The following is a 16,379-nucleotide window of genomic DNA, read 5'->3' as shown; positions in this document are numbered from 1 at the left end:
CTCGGCCGCCGTAGCGGGGTTCAGACCCCGCCGTCAGCGTTCCCATCGAGCGGCCCCTCCCCGCCGGCCGCGAGGAGATGGCCGACGTAGCCCCGCAACAGCCCGACCACGGCCACGAGCTGGCCGAGCGTTCTGAGGGCCGTCGCCGCGGCCGTCGGGCCGGTGTAGTGGCTCGGGACCAGCGCGAACCGCGCCATCCGGCGCGGGACGTTCTCCCCGCGAATCTCGTAGTAGGGGACGGCCTCGCGCCCGTGGCGGTACTGCTTCTCAAGGTAGCCGCTCAGCGAGTCGGCGAATGGGTGGTCGACGACCAAATCGGGGCTGTACCAGACGTCGTAGCTCTCACAGAGGCGGTCGATGAGCTCCGTCTCCTCGTGGCCGTAGGGGAGCCGCTCGTCGAACCCGCCGATGTCCTCGATGACCTCGCGACGGACGGCCATGTTACAGCCGACGACGGTGTCCGTGTGATGGCCCTCCTCGCCCTGGTCGTACGCGCTCGACGAGACCGGGCGGATGTACCACGCGCCCGTGTCCCGAATCCGCCCGGTCACCGCCTTGTGGTCGTCCAGCAGCGACGAGACCCGCTCGAAGTAGTCCCCCTGCGGGACCGAGTCGTCGTCGAGAAAGACCAGTTTGTCCGCGGTCGCCTCACGGATCCCGGCGTTCCTCGCCGCCGATGCGCTCCCGTCGTCCCGCACGATGAGTTCGGCCTCGACGGCCGAGTCCCGAAGCGTCGACTCCCAGCCGAAGGTCCTGTCGGCGTCGAGCGTCGGGACGATGATTGCGATGTCCGGCATGCGTGTCCCCCCGCACCCCCGGCGCTTGGTTAGCCGCGACCTGCGAGCGGTCGGCCGCGGCGACGGCCACAGCCCGGTAAGCTCACCAAACCGCCACACAGCCGTAGTAAGTCCATACTAATCCGCGTATTCCGCGTTCGCTCGACCGGAAGATGGGATACGACATCGGATTTATCGGCACGGGGGCGGACCCGGACGACCCGGACCAGGACGGGTTCGCGATGGCCTACCGGCACGCGGCCGGCTACGAGGCGCTCGACAACTGCCGGCTGACGGCGTGTGCGGACATCGTCCGCGAGAACGCCGAGCGCTTCGCCGTCGAGTACGGCATCGAACACGTCTACGAACAGTACGAGCGGATGCTCGCGGAGACCCAGCCCGACATCGTCAGCGTCTGCGTGCCGCCGGGGCTGCACGCGGACATCGTCATCGACTGCGCCGAGACGGGCGTTCCCGACGCGATTCACTGCGAGAAGCCCATGGCCAAGACCTGGGGCGACTGCCGCGAGATGGTCGAGGTCTGTGAGTCCGAAGGGGTACAGCTCACGTTCAACCACCAGAAGCGCTTCGGCGGGCCCGCCCGCGAGGCCAAGCGGCTGCTCGACGACGGCGCTATCGGCGAGCTGGAGCGGGTGGAGTTCGGCGAGGAGCACCTCTACGACACGGGCACGCACGTCTTCGACATCTGTTCGTACCTGACCGACGACGAACCGGTCGAGTGGGTCATGGGACAGGTCGACTACCGGGAGGAGAACGTCTGGTTCGGGGCCCACAACGAGAACCACGGCCTGGCGACCTGGAGCTACGGGGACGGGACCCGCGGGCTGGCGATGACCGGAGAGGGGAGCGGCTTCGTCGGCTGTTATCTCCGGCTGCGCGGGAGCGACGGCTGCATCGAACTCGGCGGGGCCGACGGCCCGCCGCTCCGGATGCGCAACGGGTCCGGCTGGAAGCGGGTCGACACGGACCGGGAGGGCATCCACAGCACGTCGCCGAGCCGACTCGGTCGGCTGCAAAACCGGCTCGTCGAGCGGCTCCCCTTCCTCGCCACCGACGACGGCCCCAGCGCCACGTACACCGAGCGGGCCATCGCCGAGGTCGTGGCGGCCCTGGACGACGGGCGCCCGCCCGAAATCGGCGGCCGGACCGCGCTGCGGTCGACCGAGCTCATCTTCGCGAGCTGGGAGTCGGCGCGGCGCCGCGGCCGCATCGACCTCCCGCTCGACATCGACGACAACCCCCTCGAGAGCATGGTCGAGTCGGGGGAGCTCTCACCCCGAGCGGCCGACTGAGAGCCGTTAATTCTGTCTTACTCCAGGTAGGGGCGTTCTGGGGCGGTATCTGGTAACTACCTACCCGGAGCTGCGCAGTAGCTGGAAGCGGGGGAACCTGTCAACACAGTCCGCCGATTTGGTAACTATCCGTGTGTAACGCGCGAGCACCTGGCGTTGACTCATGGATTTCTGGCAGTGAAAAGCCCGTACGGGGCCGGCAGCTGGTAATAATAGTTAATTAAGACTGTGCTAACCGTGGGTTTGCGAATGGACGATAACAGCGACCGAAAGAAGACGGGGCTTACCGGACTGCTTGAGCGAGGTAACCAACTCCTAACCCGGGATACGGAGGGGAGTTCGAGCGAGGATGGACTGCTGATGGACCGGCGGACGTATCTGGCGGCGGCCGGGCTGACGACTGCAGGGATAGCCGGCTGTACGGGGCTCGGCGGCGGCGGGACGGTTCAACCGGTGTCGGCCTTCGGCTACGGCGGCGGACCGACGCTGCAGCAGACGTCGTCGATGACCGTCTCGGAGTCGGAGCCCAACGACCGCCAGGGAAGCGCCGAGGCAATCAACCTCGGCGCGACGGTCGCCGGGACCCTGTCGGTCAACGACAGCGATTGGTTCATGATCGACCTGTCGGCCGGCAGCGACATCGCCATCGAGTTCTCGCGCGAGGCCGCGAGCGGCGTCACCGCCGTGATACTGTACGACACCGACGGGGAGTTCAGCAACCTCAGATACGTCGCGACCGACGACCCGGTCTCGATGGCACAGACCGTCGAGGCGAGCGGGACCCACTTCGTCCAGGTGGTCGACACGCAGGACAGCGACGGCGGCTACACGCTGACTGTCAGCGACGGGACGGCGGCGACGGAAACGGAAACCGCGACGCCCGTCGTGACCGACACCGCGACACCGACACAGACAGACACCGCGACGCCGACGGCGACCCCGACACGGACCGAGACGGCGACGCCGGTCGTGACCGAGACCGCGACGCCGACGGCGACCACCGAGGACGACTACGGCGAGCAGAGCTACGGCGAATACGGCTACGGCGGCATCGCGGCATAGGAGACATTCATGACCGACAGATACACGACTCCGAACGAAGGCACGCTGGATTGGCACGTCCCGCTGAACGAGAACTTCGAACAGCTGGACCGAGACGTCGAACACCGGGACGAGGAGGCGAACATCGACCAGTACGAGCCGGTCGCCGGCGGGAAGTTCTTCGCGACCGACTCGGGCGCGATATACAGCGGCGACGGCTCGGCCTGGACGCTCGTCGGCTACGCCACCCGGGCGGTCGGCGGCGACATCGGCCACTACGTCAACTACGTTGACGGGCTGACCGACGAACCGGTCAACGACTTCCTCTTCGGCGAGAACGAGGCGCTGGAAGTGACTCGCCTCGCTTTCCCGATAAAGGGGGTCCCCAACGACGAGGCAGTCGCCGACGCGGCGCTGCGCGTCTACGCCGGCGAGACGCTGCTCGTGGAGATAGAGGGGAACAGCTTCCGCACGGGCGCGGACGACGACTCGGCGCCGTGGGTCGCGGAGAGCGGGCCGGTCACCGTCACCGTCACGAACGACTCCGGAGCGCCCATCGCGGGGGTTCCGAAAGTGTGGGCCAACATCCGGAGCTAACAGATGGCGACACTCAACGTTCAGGACTACGGCGCGGCGGGCGACGGAAGCACCGACGACACGGCCGCGATAAATGACGCTATCGCCGACGCCGGGACGGGCGACACCGTCCTGATACCGGCGACGGCCGACCACTACCTCGTCAGCTCGGGGAACCGCGCGGCGGTCGATTTCACCGGCGTCGCGGACGACGTGACCATCACCGGCGAGGGACCGGGGTCGCGCCTCAAGATGGACGACGTGACCGACGGGAAGAACCAGTGGGTCCTCGGCGCGGAGGCCGACGGCGGCACCTTCTCGGGAATTACCATCCGGCAGCTCACCCTCGACGGGAACCGCGATGACAACGGGGACCAGTCCACCGCCGGGTTCAACCTCTATCCGGGCGGAAGCGGCCACGACATCCGCATCGAGGACGTCGTCGCCGAGAACTGCGCCGGCACCGGGATGAGCTTCAGCGGCGTCGGCTCGGTGACGCTTCGCCGCATCACCTCCCGTAACAACGGCCAGCACGGGTTCGACTTCGCGGGCGCCGACGAACAGCCGGACTTCGACGCGCGCTCGCTGAAGGCCGTCGACAACGACGGCACCGGTATCGACTTCCACAACGGGAACCACGTGGTCGAGGACCTCTACTGCGACAGCAACCGCAGCGGGACGAAAATGGGCCACACCGGCGGCGACGCCGACAGCGTCGTCCTCCGGAACGCCAACCTCCGGAACGCCCGCGAGAACAGCGGCTTCCGGGAGACGATGCGTGACAACGCGGGCACCGACGTCACGCTGGACAACGTCCAGGTCATCGGCGCGGCGCTGCACGGCTTCCGCCTCTCGAACTCGGGGAACTACACCATCACGGAGATACTCACCGACGGGACGGGGTACGGCCCCCAGAACCGGGCCCCCATCTACATCACGGACTCGGCGTCCGTCGACGCCGACGTGGTCCGGTCACAGAACGGGCGATACGGCCCCGGCGTTCGGGACGACTCGCCGGAGTCCAGTTCCATCTCTGAGTACTACCACTACAACAACCCCGGCGGCGCCGTCGACGGCGACGTCGACATCGGGAGCCGGTACAACGAGGAGTCGTCGGAGCTCGACGTGCCGGGCCCCAACGACGTGGGCGCGTTCACGTCGTCCTCTGGGACGGTCGAGGAAGAGGAGACCGAACTGACGACGAAACCGGCGACCTACCGGACGAACTTCTCGACCTACGAGACGGGGGCGGTCCCTGGCGACTGGACGCCGGAGTACGCCTCCACCGACGACGACTGGGCGGCCGTCGCCGAGCCGTCGCCGGCCGGGAGCGCGGTGTTGCGCTTCGACTCGGACACCAGCGCCCGCCACGCCATCTCGTACGACCAGGTCGGGACGGCGGCGGACGTGGAACTGCTCGGCCTGTTCCGCGTGAGCGACCTCTCACAGAGCCCGACGGCCGGCGGTCGGCTCGTCCTCCGCGGCTCGGGGAGTTCGGGCGACGAAAGCGGCTACTTCGTCAACGTCCGTGACAGCCGTTTCGGCGTCTGGAAGTACGACGGCGGGAGCTCCGACCGGCTCGTCGAGTGGGGCGACCCGTCGGACGACCAGTGGTACTTCGTCCGGTTCCGCGCCACGGACGACCGGCTACGGGCCCGCGTCTGGCCCGCGGACGCGGACGAACCGAGCGACTGGGACGCCGACACCACCGACGCCTCGCTCACCTCGGGGTGGGTCGGCGTCGGCTCCTACAGCGAGTTCGCCGACGACTGGGGCTTCCTCTCGGTCGGCGTCGGCGGGGAGAGTGCCCCGATGCCCGATATGTCGACGACCGAGCCCAGCCGCAGCGCCGTCATCCAGACCATCGACGGCACTATCCAGACCGGGTAGTCAGAATCAGTTGAGCGGTCCGGTGAACGCGCCGACCGACGCCGCCCCGGGCGTCCCGAAGATGTTGCGACCGGGGTCGACGTTCTCTATCTTGTCGAAGTTGAGCTCGCCCGACTCGGCGATGAACGGCCCCTCCTCGTTGCGGAAGTGGTCGAACGTGCCGACGTTCATCACGGCGTCGCTGCCGACGTAGACCCCGCCACCGTTATCGGTCCCGACGACGACGATGCGCCCCCTGGTCTCCGTGCCGGTGTGGGCCGCGCGGGAGAACACGATGCCGGCGCGGGAGTCTTGCACCTCCGTCTGCCTGACCTCGATGTTCTCGAAGTCACAGGCGATCTCCGTGTTGTCCCCGGAGACGCGGATACCGCTTATCTTGGGCTGCTCGACGAGGACGTTCCGCAGGACGATATGCTGGGTGTCGGGGACGTCGTCGGTGCCCGTGTGGTTCGAGCGCCACCCGCGGTTGCGGTCCCCGACCGAGTGGTGGTTGCGGACTTCGAGGCGCCTGACGTGGTGTTTCCACTTGTTCCCCGAGCGGTTGTTCTCGGTGTAGACGTTCTCCAGGCGGGCTGTCCCGCGGCGGTGGTCGATGCCGGTCCCGTCGTTGTGGACCGAGCGGATGGACTCGCCGACGAAGCCCGGGTCGACCGCGGTGTCGCCGGCGACGGGGTTGAACCCGTGGCGGCCGGCCCGACGGGCCGTTACGTTGCGACAGGTGACCCCGCTCTCCTCGAACCGCAGCGCCGAGGCCGAACAGTTCCGGACGAGGCAGTTCTCGAAGGCGATGTCGTGGCCCCCGCCGGCGTCGCCGCGCCGCAGGAGCACGCCGGTGAGCGACTCCTCGCCGTCGAGGGAGGCGGCGCCGTCGCCCGGCGGCCGCGCCCCGTCGATGGTGAGGTTGCGAAACCGGAGCCCCCGGACGACCCGCGTGGCCTCCAGTTTCAGCGCCCAGTTCGACGTGTCGGCGTCGTAGGACCCCGGTTCGACCTGGAGCGTCTGTGCCCCGGCCTCGGCCCGCTCCCCGAGGACGGTAATCCCGCTGAGGTCGCTCTCCCGCCCGAGGTGTATCGCCGCCTCCCCGCCGGTCCCGTCGAACGAGAGGAGATACGAGTCGTCCGTCGCCGGCAGGAAGACGGTCTGGCCCGACTCCGCGGCGCGGATGGCCTCGGTGATGGCGCCCGAATCGTCCGTCTCGCCGTCGCCGACGGCCCCGAACTCGCGGACGTCGACGACGTCCGCACGGTCGACGAACGCCTCGCCCTCCTCTGTGGCCGTCTCGGTCTGTGTCGGCGTGGCGGGCCGGCGGCGCTCGTCGGGCGTCGGTGTGTCGGTCGCCCCGTCGTCGCGGGAGAGAAGATACCCCAGCAGCCCGACGGACCCAACCCCTGTGGCCGCAGCGATGAGTTGCCGTCGTGTGACCATTACCTGTGTCCGCCACGGCACAGCGTATAATTATGCTCCGGCTACGGCCGACCCAACCGCTCGACGGGGTTAATTTTTCCCGGAGCACGCCTACGACCGCACCGATAGCCGCCGGACGTATCCGGTCCTGTTCCGCGTGACGCCGTCACCCGCCGGTTCGCCCGGAAGCGCGCGAATCGCGCGGCTCGGACCCGGTGACGTGTAGAAACTGCATAACAAGGGGACGGGTTCCGCATCGGATAACCGATGGAACACGCAACTGCAGGGGGGCGTCGGATACGGGTGGTCGCCGGATGAGCGGCCGACTCGACCGACTGCTCAAGTGGATCGTACCGTCCGGGTCAGTGCTGCAGCGAGCGGTCAAGAGCGGCGTGTGGGTCGGCATCACGAAGGTCGCGATGCGCTCGTCCCAGATGATAATGCTCGTCGTCCTCGCCCGGCTGCTGTCGCCGGCCCAGTTCGGACTGATGGGCATCAGCCTGCTGATGCTCTCGGGGACGCGGAAGTTCACCCGCTTCGGCCTCGACGCGGCGCTCATCCAGAAGGAGGATTCGAACGTCGACAGCTACCTCAACACCACCTGGTGTCTGGAAGTCGGCCGGGGGCTGTTGCTGTTCGGCATCCTCTTTACGGCGGCGCCGTTCGCCGCGACGCAGTTCGGCGAGCCGAGCGCGGCGCCGCTCATCCGCACGCTCGGGCTCGTCCCGCTGGTTCACGGGCTCCGCAACCCCGCCGTGGTCTACTTCGAGAAGGACCTCGCCTTCCACAAGAGCTTCCTGTACAAGGCAAGCGGCGGGCTCGCCCAGCTCGTCGTCGGCATCGGCTACGCGCTGTACTCGCCGACGGTGTGGGCGCTGGTGTTCGCGTCGCTGGCGAAGCCGGCGGCCAGGACGACCGTCTCGTATCTCCTCGACGACTTCCGACCGCGCCCGTTCCCCAAACTCGGGGCGGCCAAGGAGCTCATCCAGTTCGGAAAGTGGATGACCGGCGGCTCGATCCTGGGCTTTATCGCCAGCGAGGGGGACGACGCCTTCGTCGGCTGGTTCCTCTCGGCGACGGCGCTCGGTTTCTACCAGTACGCCTACCGGATGGCGGACATGCCCGCGACGCAGCTCTCGGGCGTGCTCTCGCAGGTGACGTTCCCGGCGTACTCGGCGATACAGCGGGACCTCGGCGAGGTCAGACAGGCGGTGCTACAGACGACACGGCTGACCGCGTTCTTCGCGTTCCCGATGGCTTTCGGCATCGCGCTGGTCGCGCCGAGTTTCGTCCCCGTCGTCCTGGGCGAGCAGTGGCTCCCGATGGTGACCGCGATGCAGATACTGGCCTTCTATGGCCTGTTCCACGCCGTCACGCGCAACTTCGGCGAGCTGTGGAAGTCCCAGGGCCGCCCGGACCTCCAGGTCAAACTCGGGCTGGTCCGTATCGCCACTCTCGCGCTCGCTATCTGGCCCGCGGCGTCGCTGTGGGGCATCGAAGGCGTCGCGCTGGTGGTCACCGGCGTCTACCTGGTCCCGATGGTCCCCCTCGACGTCCACGTCACGGCGAAGATGCTGGAGACGACCTCGATGGAGATATACCGCGAGTTCGTCTACCCGCTGGTCGCCGCCGCCACGATGTTCGGGAGTCTCCGGTACGTCCGGTCGGTGACGGAGTGGTCGCCGATGGTCGAACTCGCCGTCCTCGTTCCGGCCGGCGTGCTCGTCTACGCCGCCGTGTCGATGCTGTTCGAACAGCAGTTCGAGTGGGGTATCGGCCGGATTTTCGGGATGGTGATACAGGGCATCAAGTGACCGTCGGCGACCGCTGGCCCGGGGCGTCCGGGTGGTCGCCGATATCGACTCCGCCCGTCCGACGGCGGGCCCGCCGTCGCTTCTCTTGCCACCGCTCGTGGCGGGCGAACACGCGGACGGGAATCGAATCGAGGGACAGGAGCTTCGCGATAGCCAGCCGGTGCCGGCCGTTGAAGTTGAACAGGAGCTCCCCCTCGCGGCCGATGGTGACGTCGACCTCGTAGTGTTCCGGGACCGGCAGCGGCCGGCTGTACAGCGGGACGTCGCCCGCACAGTCCCGGAGTTCACGCTGGGTTCGGTACCCCTTCTCCTCGATGTGTTCGTACAGTCTGTCGACCGCCGCCAGCCGTTCCCGCATCCGCTCCTCGTCGGGGTACTGTCCGACGACGCCCGGGTTGTCCCGAACCCACTGGTACCAGTCAGTCTCCGCCCAGGGGACGCCTTCGCGGAAGTGAGCCGCCATGGCGCGATAGAGCGCGTGGTCCTCGAACCGACCCCGGACCGGCTCCGCGAACTCGCGGGTGTACCAGATATCGTCGTACAGCTCACGCCGGTCCCACTCGCCCCCGACGACGTGTGAGCCGTACGTCGAGAGGTCGAGCTGGGCCCGCAGCGACGGGAGCACGCAGTGTTCGACGGCCGCCGGGTCGACGTGGATGACATCGTAGGGCCCCGGCGCCAGCCGTCCGTACGCCGTCACGTACTGCAGATGACGGAACGCGGTGCTGGTAGCGTGCCTGGCCAACCGAAGTCCCTGCCGCGGCTTTTCCGTGAGAGACATACTCGTATGTAGCCGTGACTGTGAGAGCCCCGAATAGTATGGTCTAAATATTCTATGTATCTCTCCGTAAGACAGAAAGTACCGTCCAGTAAATCCAAGAGCGTGGCTGCACAGGGACAGACGGTGAAAAGTCGTGTCGCGGCGGGCTCCTACGGCCCGAGTTCGGCGGGGCGCGGGGCCGTCAGGACTCCCCGGCGTGCGAGCGGTACTGGTCGCCCTCGACGAAGACGTGGGTGTCGTAGCGCAGGAAGTACACCCCCGCGTCGTACCCGTCGGGAGCGGCGACCGGCTCGCCGAGCGCGTCACGAATCAGGAGGTCGAGCTCGTTGACCCCCGCCTCGACCGTGAGACACGCCGTCGAGGAGAAGCGGGGGTTTATCTCGATGGTGTAGGGCGTCCCGTCGTCGGCGACTATCTGCTGGACGTTCATCGGCCCGGACGGCGAGAGCGTCGCGGCGATGTCGCGGCAGGCCTCGCGGACGGCCGCCTGGTCCCGGGTGACGCCTTTCACCGTCGACCCCCGCTTCTCGATTGCCTCCTTCGGGACGACGCTCAGCAGCCGGTCGTCGGCCGTCGAGACGACGCTGGTGGTGAACTCCGTCCCCTCGACGAACTCCTGGAGCAACACCTGACCTGCCGGCCGTTCGGTCTCGCGTAGCGACCGCTCCAGGTCGGCGGGCGTCCCGACCTGCTCGATACCGCGGCTCCCGCGCCCCCGCCGGGGCTTGCGGATGAGCGGATAGGCGTCCTCGGGGACCGCGGCCGCCTCGCTGGCGAGCCAGGTCCGGGGCAGGTCGTGGCCGGCGGCGTCGAGCGCCCGGTAGGTCGCGTACTTGTCGAGCGCGGTCTCGATAACGCCCGGTCGCGGCGCGACCGCGGGCACGTCGTCGGGGAGCGCGTCGAGTTCGGGCAGCTCCTCGTCGACGGTCGGGACGACGACGTCGACGCCGTAGTCGTCGACGACAGCCCGGAGCGCGGGGCCCCAGTCGTCGGCGTCAGCGGGCGGTATCGCTCGCCCGGCGTCAGCGAGATACAGGCCCGCCGCGTCGGCGTCCATATCTACCCCGACGATATCGTGTGCCGTGGTCTCGCGGAGCGCCCGGACAGCGCCGATACCACTCGCGCCGCCGACACCGGTGACGAGAACCGTCGCCATAGTCGCTCGTCCGGCAGGCGGTCGCTTAGCTATGCATCCACTTCGACCGCTCGGCCGGACGCGCGAGCGGCTAGTAGGCGCTTACTTTTCAGTCGCGTTCGCGTTCGTCACCGCATGGGTGGCAGTACGGTCCGCGCCGTCGCGTTCGACCTCGACGGCACGCTGTTCGACGACCGCCAGTACGCCAGAGCGGGCCTGATAAACGCCGGCGGGGAGCTACGACGCCGCACCGGCGTCGCCCTCACCGAGGAGCTGCTCTCGGCGTACTTCAGGGACGGCCACCGCGAGGCGACGTTCGACGTCGTGCTCTCGGCCGCCGGACTCGCCGACGACCACGTCCCCGCGCTCGTCAGTGCCTACCACGACAACGACGCGCCGCTCGTCCCGTATCGGGACGCCGCAGGGACGCTCGAAACGCTGGCAGACGACTACCGTCTCGGCGTCATCACCGGCGGCACGAACGGTCGCGAGAAGCTCTCTCGACTGGGTCTGGACGGCCCCGTCGAGGAGGTCATCGTCACTGCTGAGCGCGCTGACTCGAAGCGGGCGCCGGAACCGTTCGTCGAGATGGCCGAGCGCCTGGGCGTTCCCGAGCGGTCGATGGCGGTCGTCGGCGACCGACCGGGGCTCGATTTCCCCCAGCCGAACCGGCTGGGGATGCCGACAGTCCGGGTCATGCGCGGCCGGTACGCGGACGCCGTCGCACGGAATGGGGCCACGCCCGACGCCGCCGTCGAATCGCTGGATGCGGTCCCCGAGGTGCTCGCTCGGTTCGACGGCCAGTGAGGCTGTGGCCGCTGTCAGGGCATGTCCTTGAAGTTTGACTTGTACATGTTGTTGATGCGGATGACCTGGAACGCCTCGGCGTACGTCGAGTTCGCCTGGCGCCCCCGGAACCGCGCCAGCCCCTTCATCGCCTCCGCTTCGAGGTACTTCTTCTCCTGCTGGGACTTGTGTGAGCGGATGGCCTCTATCTTCCCCTCGATGACTGCCTCCGGGACCGAGTTGTAGTACTGGGGCGCGAAGGAGGACCGCGTCGAGGGCGCCTCGAAGGCGAGGACCTGATTGACGTCTCTGGACGCCGTGATGGAGGCCTTCGCCGCCCGCCGGTGGTCCTGGTGGGTGTCCTCCTCGGCGTGAATGTACACCCGGTCCGGGTCGATGTCCGCGAGCTTGGCCTCCAGTTCGTCGACCGTCGACTGGTTGTACGGGACCTTCGTGTCCTCGTAGTCCAGAAAGTGGACGTCGTCGACGTTCAGTATCTCCGCCGCTCGTTCGGCCTCGGCGCGGCGCTGGTCGCGCTCGGCGACCTTCCCGCCTTTCGTCAGGATGATGAACCGGACGGCGTCGCCGCGGTTCCGATGCACGGCGATCGAGGCGCCGGCCCCGATCTCGATGTCATCGGGATGTGCCCCGATAGCAGCTACTTTCATCGGCTGTGACTGTTGATTGAATCCGCTTTGTTAGCGTTCTTCTAGGGACGGTAACACGTCGTCTTCGGGCGCTCTAATCCGGTCACCGGTTGGGTATCACTCCGACGCCGCGATGTCCGTCGGTGAAGCGCCCCGTTCAGCTGCGTTCGAGCGCGACTCAGTCGCCGGCGGCGGCGTGGATGTACGACTCGTATCTGTCGGCGCCGGCGGTCATCGAGAAGTGACGGGCGCGCTCGCGGCACCGCTCGGGCGGCGTCGGGTCCGCGAGCGCGTCGCAAATCGAATCGGCCATCCGCTCGGCGTCGCCGACCGGCGTGAGCCGCCCGTACCGGCCGTCTTCGAGAATCTCCCGCGGCCCGTACTGGCAGTCCGTCGAGACGATGGAGCAGCCACACACGAGAGCCTCGATGAGCACCGTCGGGAGCCCTTCGACTTTCGATGGCATGGCGAACACGGCAGACCGCGCCATGTACGCGTAGGGGTTGTCGGTGTAGCCGGTGAACGCCACCGAGTCAGCGACGCCGAGTTCCTCGGCCAGGCCCTCCAGGCGGTCGCGTGCGGTCCCCTTGCCGACGATGACGAGCCGCGTGGCAGGGCGGCGCTCGTGGACCGTCGCGAACGCCCGCAGCAGCGTCCCGAAGTCCTTCGATTCCTTCAGCCGGCCGACGGCGACGATGGGCTCTAACTCCGGGTCGTGCAACCACTCGTGGTCGGCCGGTTCCTCGGCTCCCGACCGGATGGCCTCGATGTCGACGGGGTTGTTGAGCACCGTCGTCCCCGCCGGGTCCAGGCCGGTGTGTTCGACCACCGTCCCGGCGACGCCCTCGGAGACGCCGATGACGTCGTCGGCGTACGGGTAGACGCGGGCCGCAATCGCCGCCGTGAGCCGGTCTTTCCGCGTGGGTAGGTGGGTGAAGGGGCTGTGTTCCGTGACCGCCACGTGGACGTCCGCGTCGGTCAGCCGACCCGCGGCGACGGCTGCGAGGTTGGTGTGGGTCCGACTGGCAAACAGTACGTCGGGCCGGCACTCGTCGAGGTACGACACCAGCCGCGGGACCGCGGCGAGGATACCCGCGGCCGGCACCTCGGGGACGCGCAGCTCGACGGTGTCGACCGCGTCGCCGATGAGCGAGACGAACTCGCCCTCCAGGTCGCCCGCGACGAGGTCGACGTCGTGGCCGCGGGACGCGAGGCTGTTGGCGATGTTGACCGTCACCCGCTGTGCGCCCCCGAAATCCGGCGCGGGCGTGAAGAAGGCGACGTGTCGGTCGGGGGCCGGGTCAGCGGTGACCGGCCCCGCTGTTTCTGTCGTGCCGCTCATCGGCCGCCGACCCCCTGCAAGCGTTCGGCCGGGGACGGGCTCCGCCGGCGCCGGTGTCCCGGGACGTTCGTGTGCATACCGGGGACTCGGCGTCCGTGCGGTGAAAGTTACCCAGCTACTAACCCCGCGGCCGGCCGCTCGGAGACCACGCAGGCGGAGACGGCCGAACGGTATATACGTGCGTAACAAAGGTCGGCGGCGGCGGACCGACTGGCATGTCGCATCCATTCGCCGACGAACGGGGGTCGACGACGCTCGCTGGACGGGCCGGACCGGGTCACAAGCCCGGCGTGAGACGATGACCGGGGAGGTACTCGCCATCGGGCCGCGGTCGCCGCCCATCACCGGGCCGGGGCTGAAAAACAGGTACATCCAGGCCGGCCTGGAGGGCCACGGGCTCGATGTCACGTGGGTGAACACGCTCGAAACCCGTCCGCGGACGGTGGCCGAGTTGCTGGCGAACACGCTGTCGTACGACGCGTACATCCTGAGCGCGTCGACGAAGGTCCGCCTGGGCGTGGCGCCGCTGCTGGCGGCGAAACTCCGGTCCCCGGGCGTCCACGGGGCGCTGTTCCCGGCGGGCGGGGAGTTCGCCGACGAGCTGCGCGCGCTACCGAGGCCCGTCCGGCGGTTCTACCTGCGGACCCTTTCGGCGTTCGACGGCGTCTACCCGCAGACCGACGCGCTGAGCCGGGACCTCCGGGGACTGCTCGACGACTCGGTGCAGGTCCGGACGGTGCCGAACCTCCGGCCGCTACCGGAGTCGCCGGGGGCAAAGCGGTCCGCCGGCCCGCTCAGACTGGCCTACGTGGGCCGCCTCAAGGAGTCGAAAGGAATCGACGACCTGCTTTCGGCGTACGAGCGGGCCAGCGACGCCGGGGCCGACGTGGTGCTCGACATCTACGGCCACTTCCTCCCCGGTGACCCCTACGAGGAGCGCTTCCTCGACCGGTGTAGCCGGCTCCCCGGCGCTCGGTTCCACGGCAAGCTCCCCAACGAGGACGTCATCCCGACCCTGCAGGACGCCGACGCGTTCGTGTTCCCGACGGTGTACGACGGAGAGGGGTTCCCGGGCGCGCTGGTCGAGGCCTTCGCCGCCGGCTGTCCCGTGCTGGCGACGGACTGGAACTTCAACGCCGACATCGTGACCGACGGCGTCGACGGGCGACTGTTTGCCCCCCACGACGTGGCGGCGCTTTCGGGCCACATCAGGGAGCTCGCCGCCGACCCGGCGCTCTTGTCCGAGCTGCAGAACGGGGCCCGTGAAACCGGTCGTCAGTACAGCGTCGAGCGGGTCACCGCCGGCATCGTCGAGCATCTCGACGAGAGCGGCTGGGACCTGCCGGCGCCGACCGTCGAGCGGTCCCGGGCCGCACAGCCGATGCAGTGAGCGGGCGGGGCGGTCAGCTTCCGAGAGCCCGGACCCGCCGCCCGAGTTCGTGGGTCCGCTCGCCCCCGAGGGCCGCCAGGAGATACGTCGCGAACTGCGGCTCGTACGGATAGTCCCGGACGGCGCCGGACAGCAGTTCCCGCGCGCGGTCGTACCGGCCGGCGTGGACGGCGCTCTTGCCGGCCCGGAACGCCGCCCAGGCCCGGAACTTCCGGCGGAAGCGGTCGCCGTAGCGGGCGGCCAGGGGCTCGAACTCCGCGACGAACAGCTCGTACCCCCGCTCGGTCTTTTCGAAGTCCTCGGTCAGCCGGCCCGGCGAGTCGCAGTTGTAGGCGACCAGCGGTTCCGGGACTCGGGTGAAATCCGTCTCCCGCGAGAGGTTCACGAACCACTCCAGGTCGGCCCAACAGGGGAAGCGCTCGTCCAGCGGGACCCGCTCGGCGACGGCGGTCTCGACCAGCGCGACGGACATCGAACCGACCACGTTCGCACAGAGCAGGGCCTTCGTCATGTCGTCGTCGACGGCGTCGGGGATTTCGATGCGCTCCGCGTCGGGCAGGACCCGTCTGATACCGCAGTAGGCGACGCCGCAGTCCCCGGCCTCGATGGCGTGGACCTGCCGGGCGAGCTTCTTGGGGAGCCAGTAGTCGTCGTCGTCGAGGAAGGCGACGTACTCGCCCCGGGCCGCGTCGATGCCGGTGTTCCGGGCGGCGTTGGCCCCGCGGTTCCGCTCGTGGCGGACCACGCGGTGGGCGGCAAGCGAACCCAGGTCAACGTCGGCCAGGACGTCTCTGGCCGGCGTGGGCGAGTGGTCGTCCACGACGACCAGTTCGACCGGGTCGTAGGTCTGTTCGCGGACGCTCTCGACGGCCTCCCGGAGGTTGTCGGGCCGGTCGTATGTCGTGACGACGGCCGTGACGAGCGGCTCGGTCACGGACCGGACCCCCGCTTTCGGCGTCGGCGCTCGGTCCGCTCACTCACCGTCCGTGACCCCGGTGACCGGGGTCGAGACGTGGTCCCCATCGGCTGTATACGGCCATCCGGACCCCGTAAGTATGCGACGGCTACGCCAGCGCGGGCACGCTGGTCCTGATACGGAGGTAGAGAATGTACGACAGCACCCCGAAACAGAGCCACGTGACCACGTTGAGCGCGCGCCACCACCGCGCAGGGCCGTCCCGCGGGGCGAACACCACCCGGTTACACAGCAGGCCGATGAACGACACCAGGAAGTACAGGTGTTCGGACAGCAAGGACAGGGCGAACAGCAGCCAGAGCGTGACGCCCATCCAGAGGGCCTGCCCGCAGAGCAACCGCGTCGGGCCGCCCCCGTCGCGGTCGCCGCCCGAGCTGTGCGTGGCGAACCGGCCGTCGGACGCGGACTGGCCGTCGCCGCTGGCCGTGCCGCCGGTCGCCGACCGGGCGGCCGCGATACAGCGTGCCAGGAGCCCCGTCACGTAGCTGACTGCGCTCACCGGTGACCC

General features: G+C 68.7%; 15 protein-coding genes. 7 read left to right on the top strand and 8 right to left on the bottom strand.

Translation table 11 applies throughout. The features are described 5' to 3' along the window. Positions 1-20: 20 nt before the first annotated feature. On the bottom strand, positions 21-797 hold the full coding sequence (locus tag NJQ98_RS05475) for a glycosyltransferase family 2 protein (protein WP_262176661.1): 777 nt from the start codon (positions 795-797) through the stop codon (positions 21-23). A 152-nt stretch (positions 798-949) separates the two neighbouring features. Here NJQ98_RS05475 and NJQ98_RS05470 point away from each other — a divergent pair, with 152 nt between their 5' ends. The 4 genes from NJQ98_RS05470 (at position 950) to NJQ98_RS05455 (ending at position 5,596) form a co-directional block, all read left to right on the top strand. Then, positions 950-2,089 carry a Gfo/Idh/MocA family protein gene (locus tag NJQ98_RS05470; RefSeq protein ID WP_262176657.1) on the top strand — a complete coding sequence of 380 codons (1,140 nt, stop codon included), beginning with the start codon at positions 950-952 and terminating at the stop codon, positions 2,087-2,089. A 249-nt stretch (positions 2,090-2,338) separates the two neighbouring features. Further along, complete coding sequence (locus NJQ98_RS05465; RefSeq protein WP_262176654.1) at positions 2,339-3,151, top strand: hypothetical protein; 813 nt, start codon at positions 2,339-2,341, stop codon at positions 3,149-3,151. 9 nt (positions 3,152-3,160) lie between these two features. Beyond that, positions 3,161-3,727: a hypothetical protein gene (locus NJQ98_RS05460; protein WP_262176651.1), complete on the top strand. Its 567-nt coding sequence runs from the start codon at positions 3,161-3,163 to the stop codon at positions 3,725-3,727. Between the two features lie 3 nt (positions 3,728-3,730). Beyond that, positions 3,731-5,596: a glycosyl hydrolase family 28-related protein gene (locus NJQ98_RS05455; RefSeq protein WP_262176648.1), complete on the top strand. Its 1,866-nt coding sequence runs from the start codon at positions 3,731-3,733 to the stop codon at positions 5,594-5,596. A 6-nt stretch (positions 5,597-5,602) separates the two neighbouring features. Here NJQ98_RS05455 and NJQ98_RS05450 read toward each other — a convergent pair whose 3' ends face one another. Further along, a complete protein-coding gene (locus tag NJQ98_RS05450; RefSeq protein ID WP_262176644.1) occupies positions 5,603-7,021 on the bottom strand; it encodes a glycosyl hydrolase family 28-related protein in 1,419 nt (472 codons plus the stop codon). 293 nt (positions 7,022-7,314) lie between these two features. On the opposite strand from NJQ98_RS05450, the gene NJQ98_RS05445 reads away from it, so the two are divergent. Then, on the top strand, positions 7,315-8,814 hold the full coding sequence (locus NJQ98_RS05445; RefSeq protein ID WP_262176639.1) for a lipopolysaccharide biosynthesis protein: 1,500 nt from the start codon (positions 7,315-7,317) through the stop codon (positions 8,812-8,814). Here NJQ98_RS05445 and NJQ98_RS05440 read toward each other — a convergent pair. Together NJQ98_RS05440 and NJQ98_RS05435 are read right to left on the bottom strand one after the other, a co-directional pair. Further along, entirely contained in the window at positions 8,807-9,559 is a 753-nt protein-coding gene (locus NJQ98_RS05440) for a hypothetical protein (protein ID WP_262176635.1), read from the bottom strand. The genes NJQ98_RS05445 and NJQ98_RS05440 overlap by 8 nt on opposite strands. A 217-nt stretch (positions 9,560-9,776) precedes the next feature. Then, on the bottom strand, positions 9,777-10,751 hold the full coding sequence (locus NJQ98_RS05435; RefSeq protein WP_262176632.1) for an ATP-grasp domain-containing protein: 975 nt from the start codon (positions 10,749-10,751) through the stop codon (positions 9,777-9,779). A gap of 114 nt (positions 10,752-10,865) precedes the next feature. Here NJQ98_RS05435 and NJQ98_RS05430 point away from each other — a divergent pair, with 114 nt between their 5' ends. Then, positions 10,866-11,537 carry an HAD family hydrolase gene (locus NJQ98_RS05430; RefSeq protein WP_262176629.1) on the top strand — a complete coding sequence of 224 codons (672 nt, stop codon included), beginning with the start codon at positions 10,866-10,868 and terminating at the stop codon, positions 11,535-11,537. 14 nt (positions 11,538-11,551) lie between these two features. Here the strand turns inward: NJQ98_RS05430 and NJQ98_RS05425 are convergent, their stop codons facing one another. Continuing rightward, entirely contained in the window at positions 11,552-12,184 is a 633-nt protein-coding gene (locus NJQ98_RS05425) for a PIG-L deacetylase family protein (protein ID WP_262176626.1), read from the bottom strand. Positions 12,185-12,341: 157 nt separating this feature from the next. After that, complete coding sequence (locus tag NJQ98_RS05420) at positions 12,342-13,505, bottom strand: glycosyltransferase (RefSeq protein WP_262176624.1); 1,164 nt, start codon at positions 13,503-13,505, stop codon at positions 12,342-12,344. Positions 13,506-13,803: 298 nt separating this feature from the next. Here NJQ98_RS05420 and NJQ98_RS05415 point away from each other — a divergent pair, with 298 nt between their 5' ends. Continuing rightward, complete coding sequence (locus tag NJQ98_RS05415; RefSeq protein WP_262176623.1) at positions 13,804-14,895, top strand: glycosyltransferase family 4 protein; 1,092 nt, start codon at positions 13,804-13,806, stop codon at positions 14,893-14,895. Between the two features lie 13 nt (positions 14,896-14,908). Here NJQ98_RS05415 and NJQ98_RS05410 read toward each other — a convergent pair whose 3' ends face one another. Together NJQ98_RS05410 and NJQ98_RS05405 are read right to left on the bottom strand one after the other, a co-directional pair. After that, positions 14,909-15,829, bottom strand: a complete 921-nt coding sequence (locus NJQ98_RS05410) for a glycosyltransferase (RefSeq protein ID WP_262176621.1) — start codon at positions 15,827-15,829, stop codon at positions 14,909-14,911. A gap of 130 nt (positions 15,830-15,959) precedes the next feature. Then, positions 15,960-16,370: a DUF8044 family membrane protein gene (locus tag NJQ98_RS05405; RefSeq protein ID WP_262176618.1), complete on the bottom strand. Its 411-nt coding sequence runs from the start codon at positions 16,368-16,370 to the stop codon at positions 15,960-15,962. Positions 16,371-16,379 lie beyond the last annotated feature (9 nt).

Source organism: Haloarcula laminariae (assembly GCF_025457605.1).
GTDB lineage: Archaea > Halobacteriota > Halobacteria > Halobacteriales > Haloarculaceae > Haloarcula > Haloarcula laminariae.
Note: the sequence above shows the minus strand (reverse complement) of the source record. Positions and strands in the feature narration are given on the sequence as shown.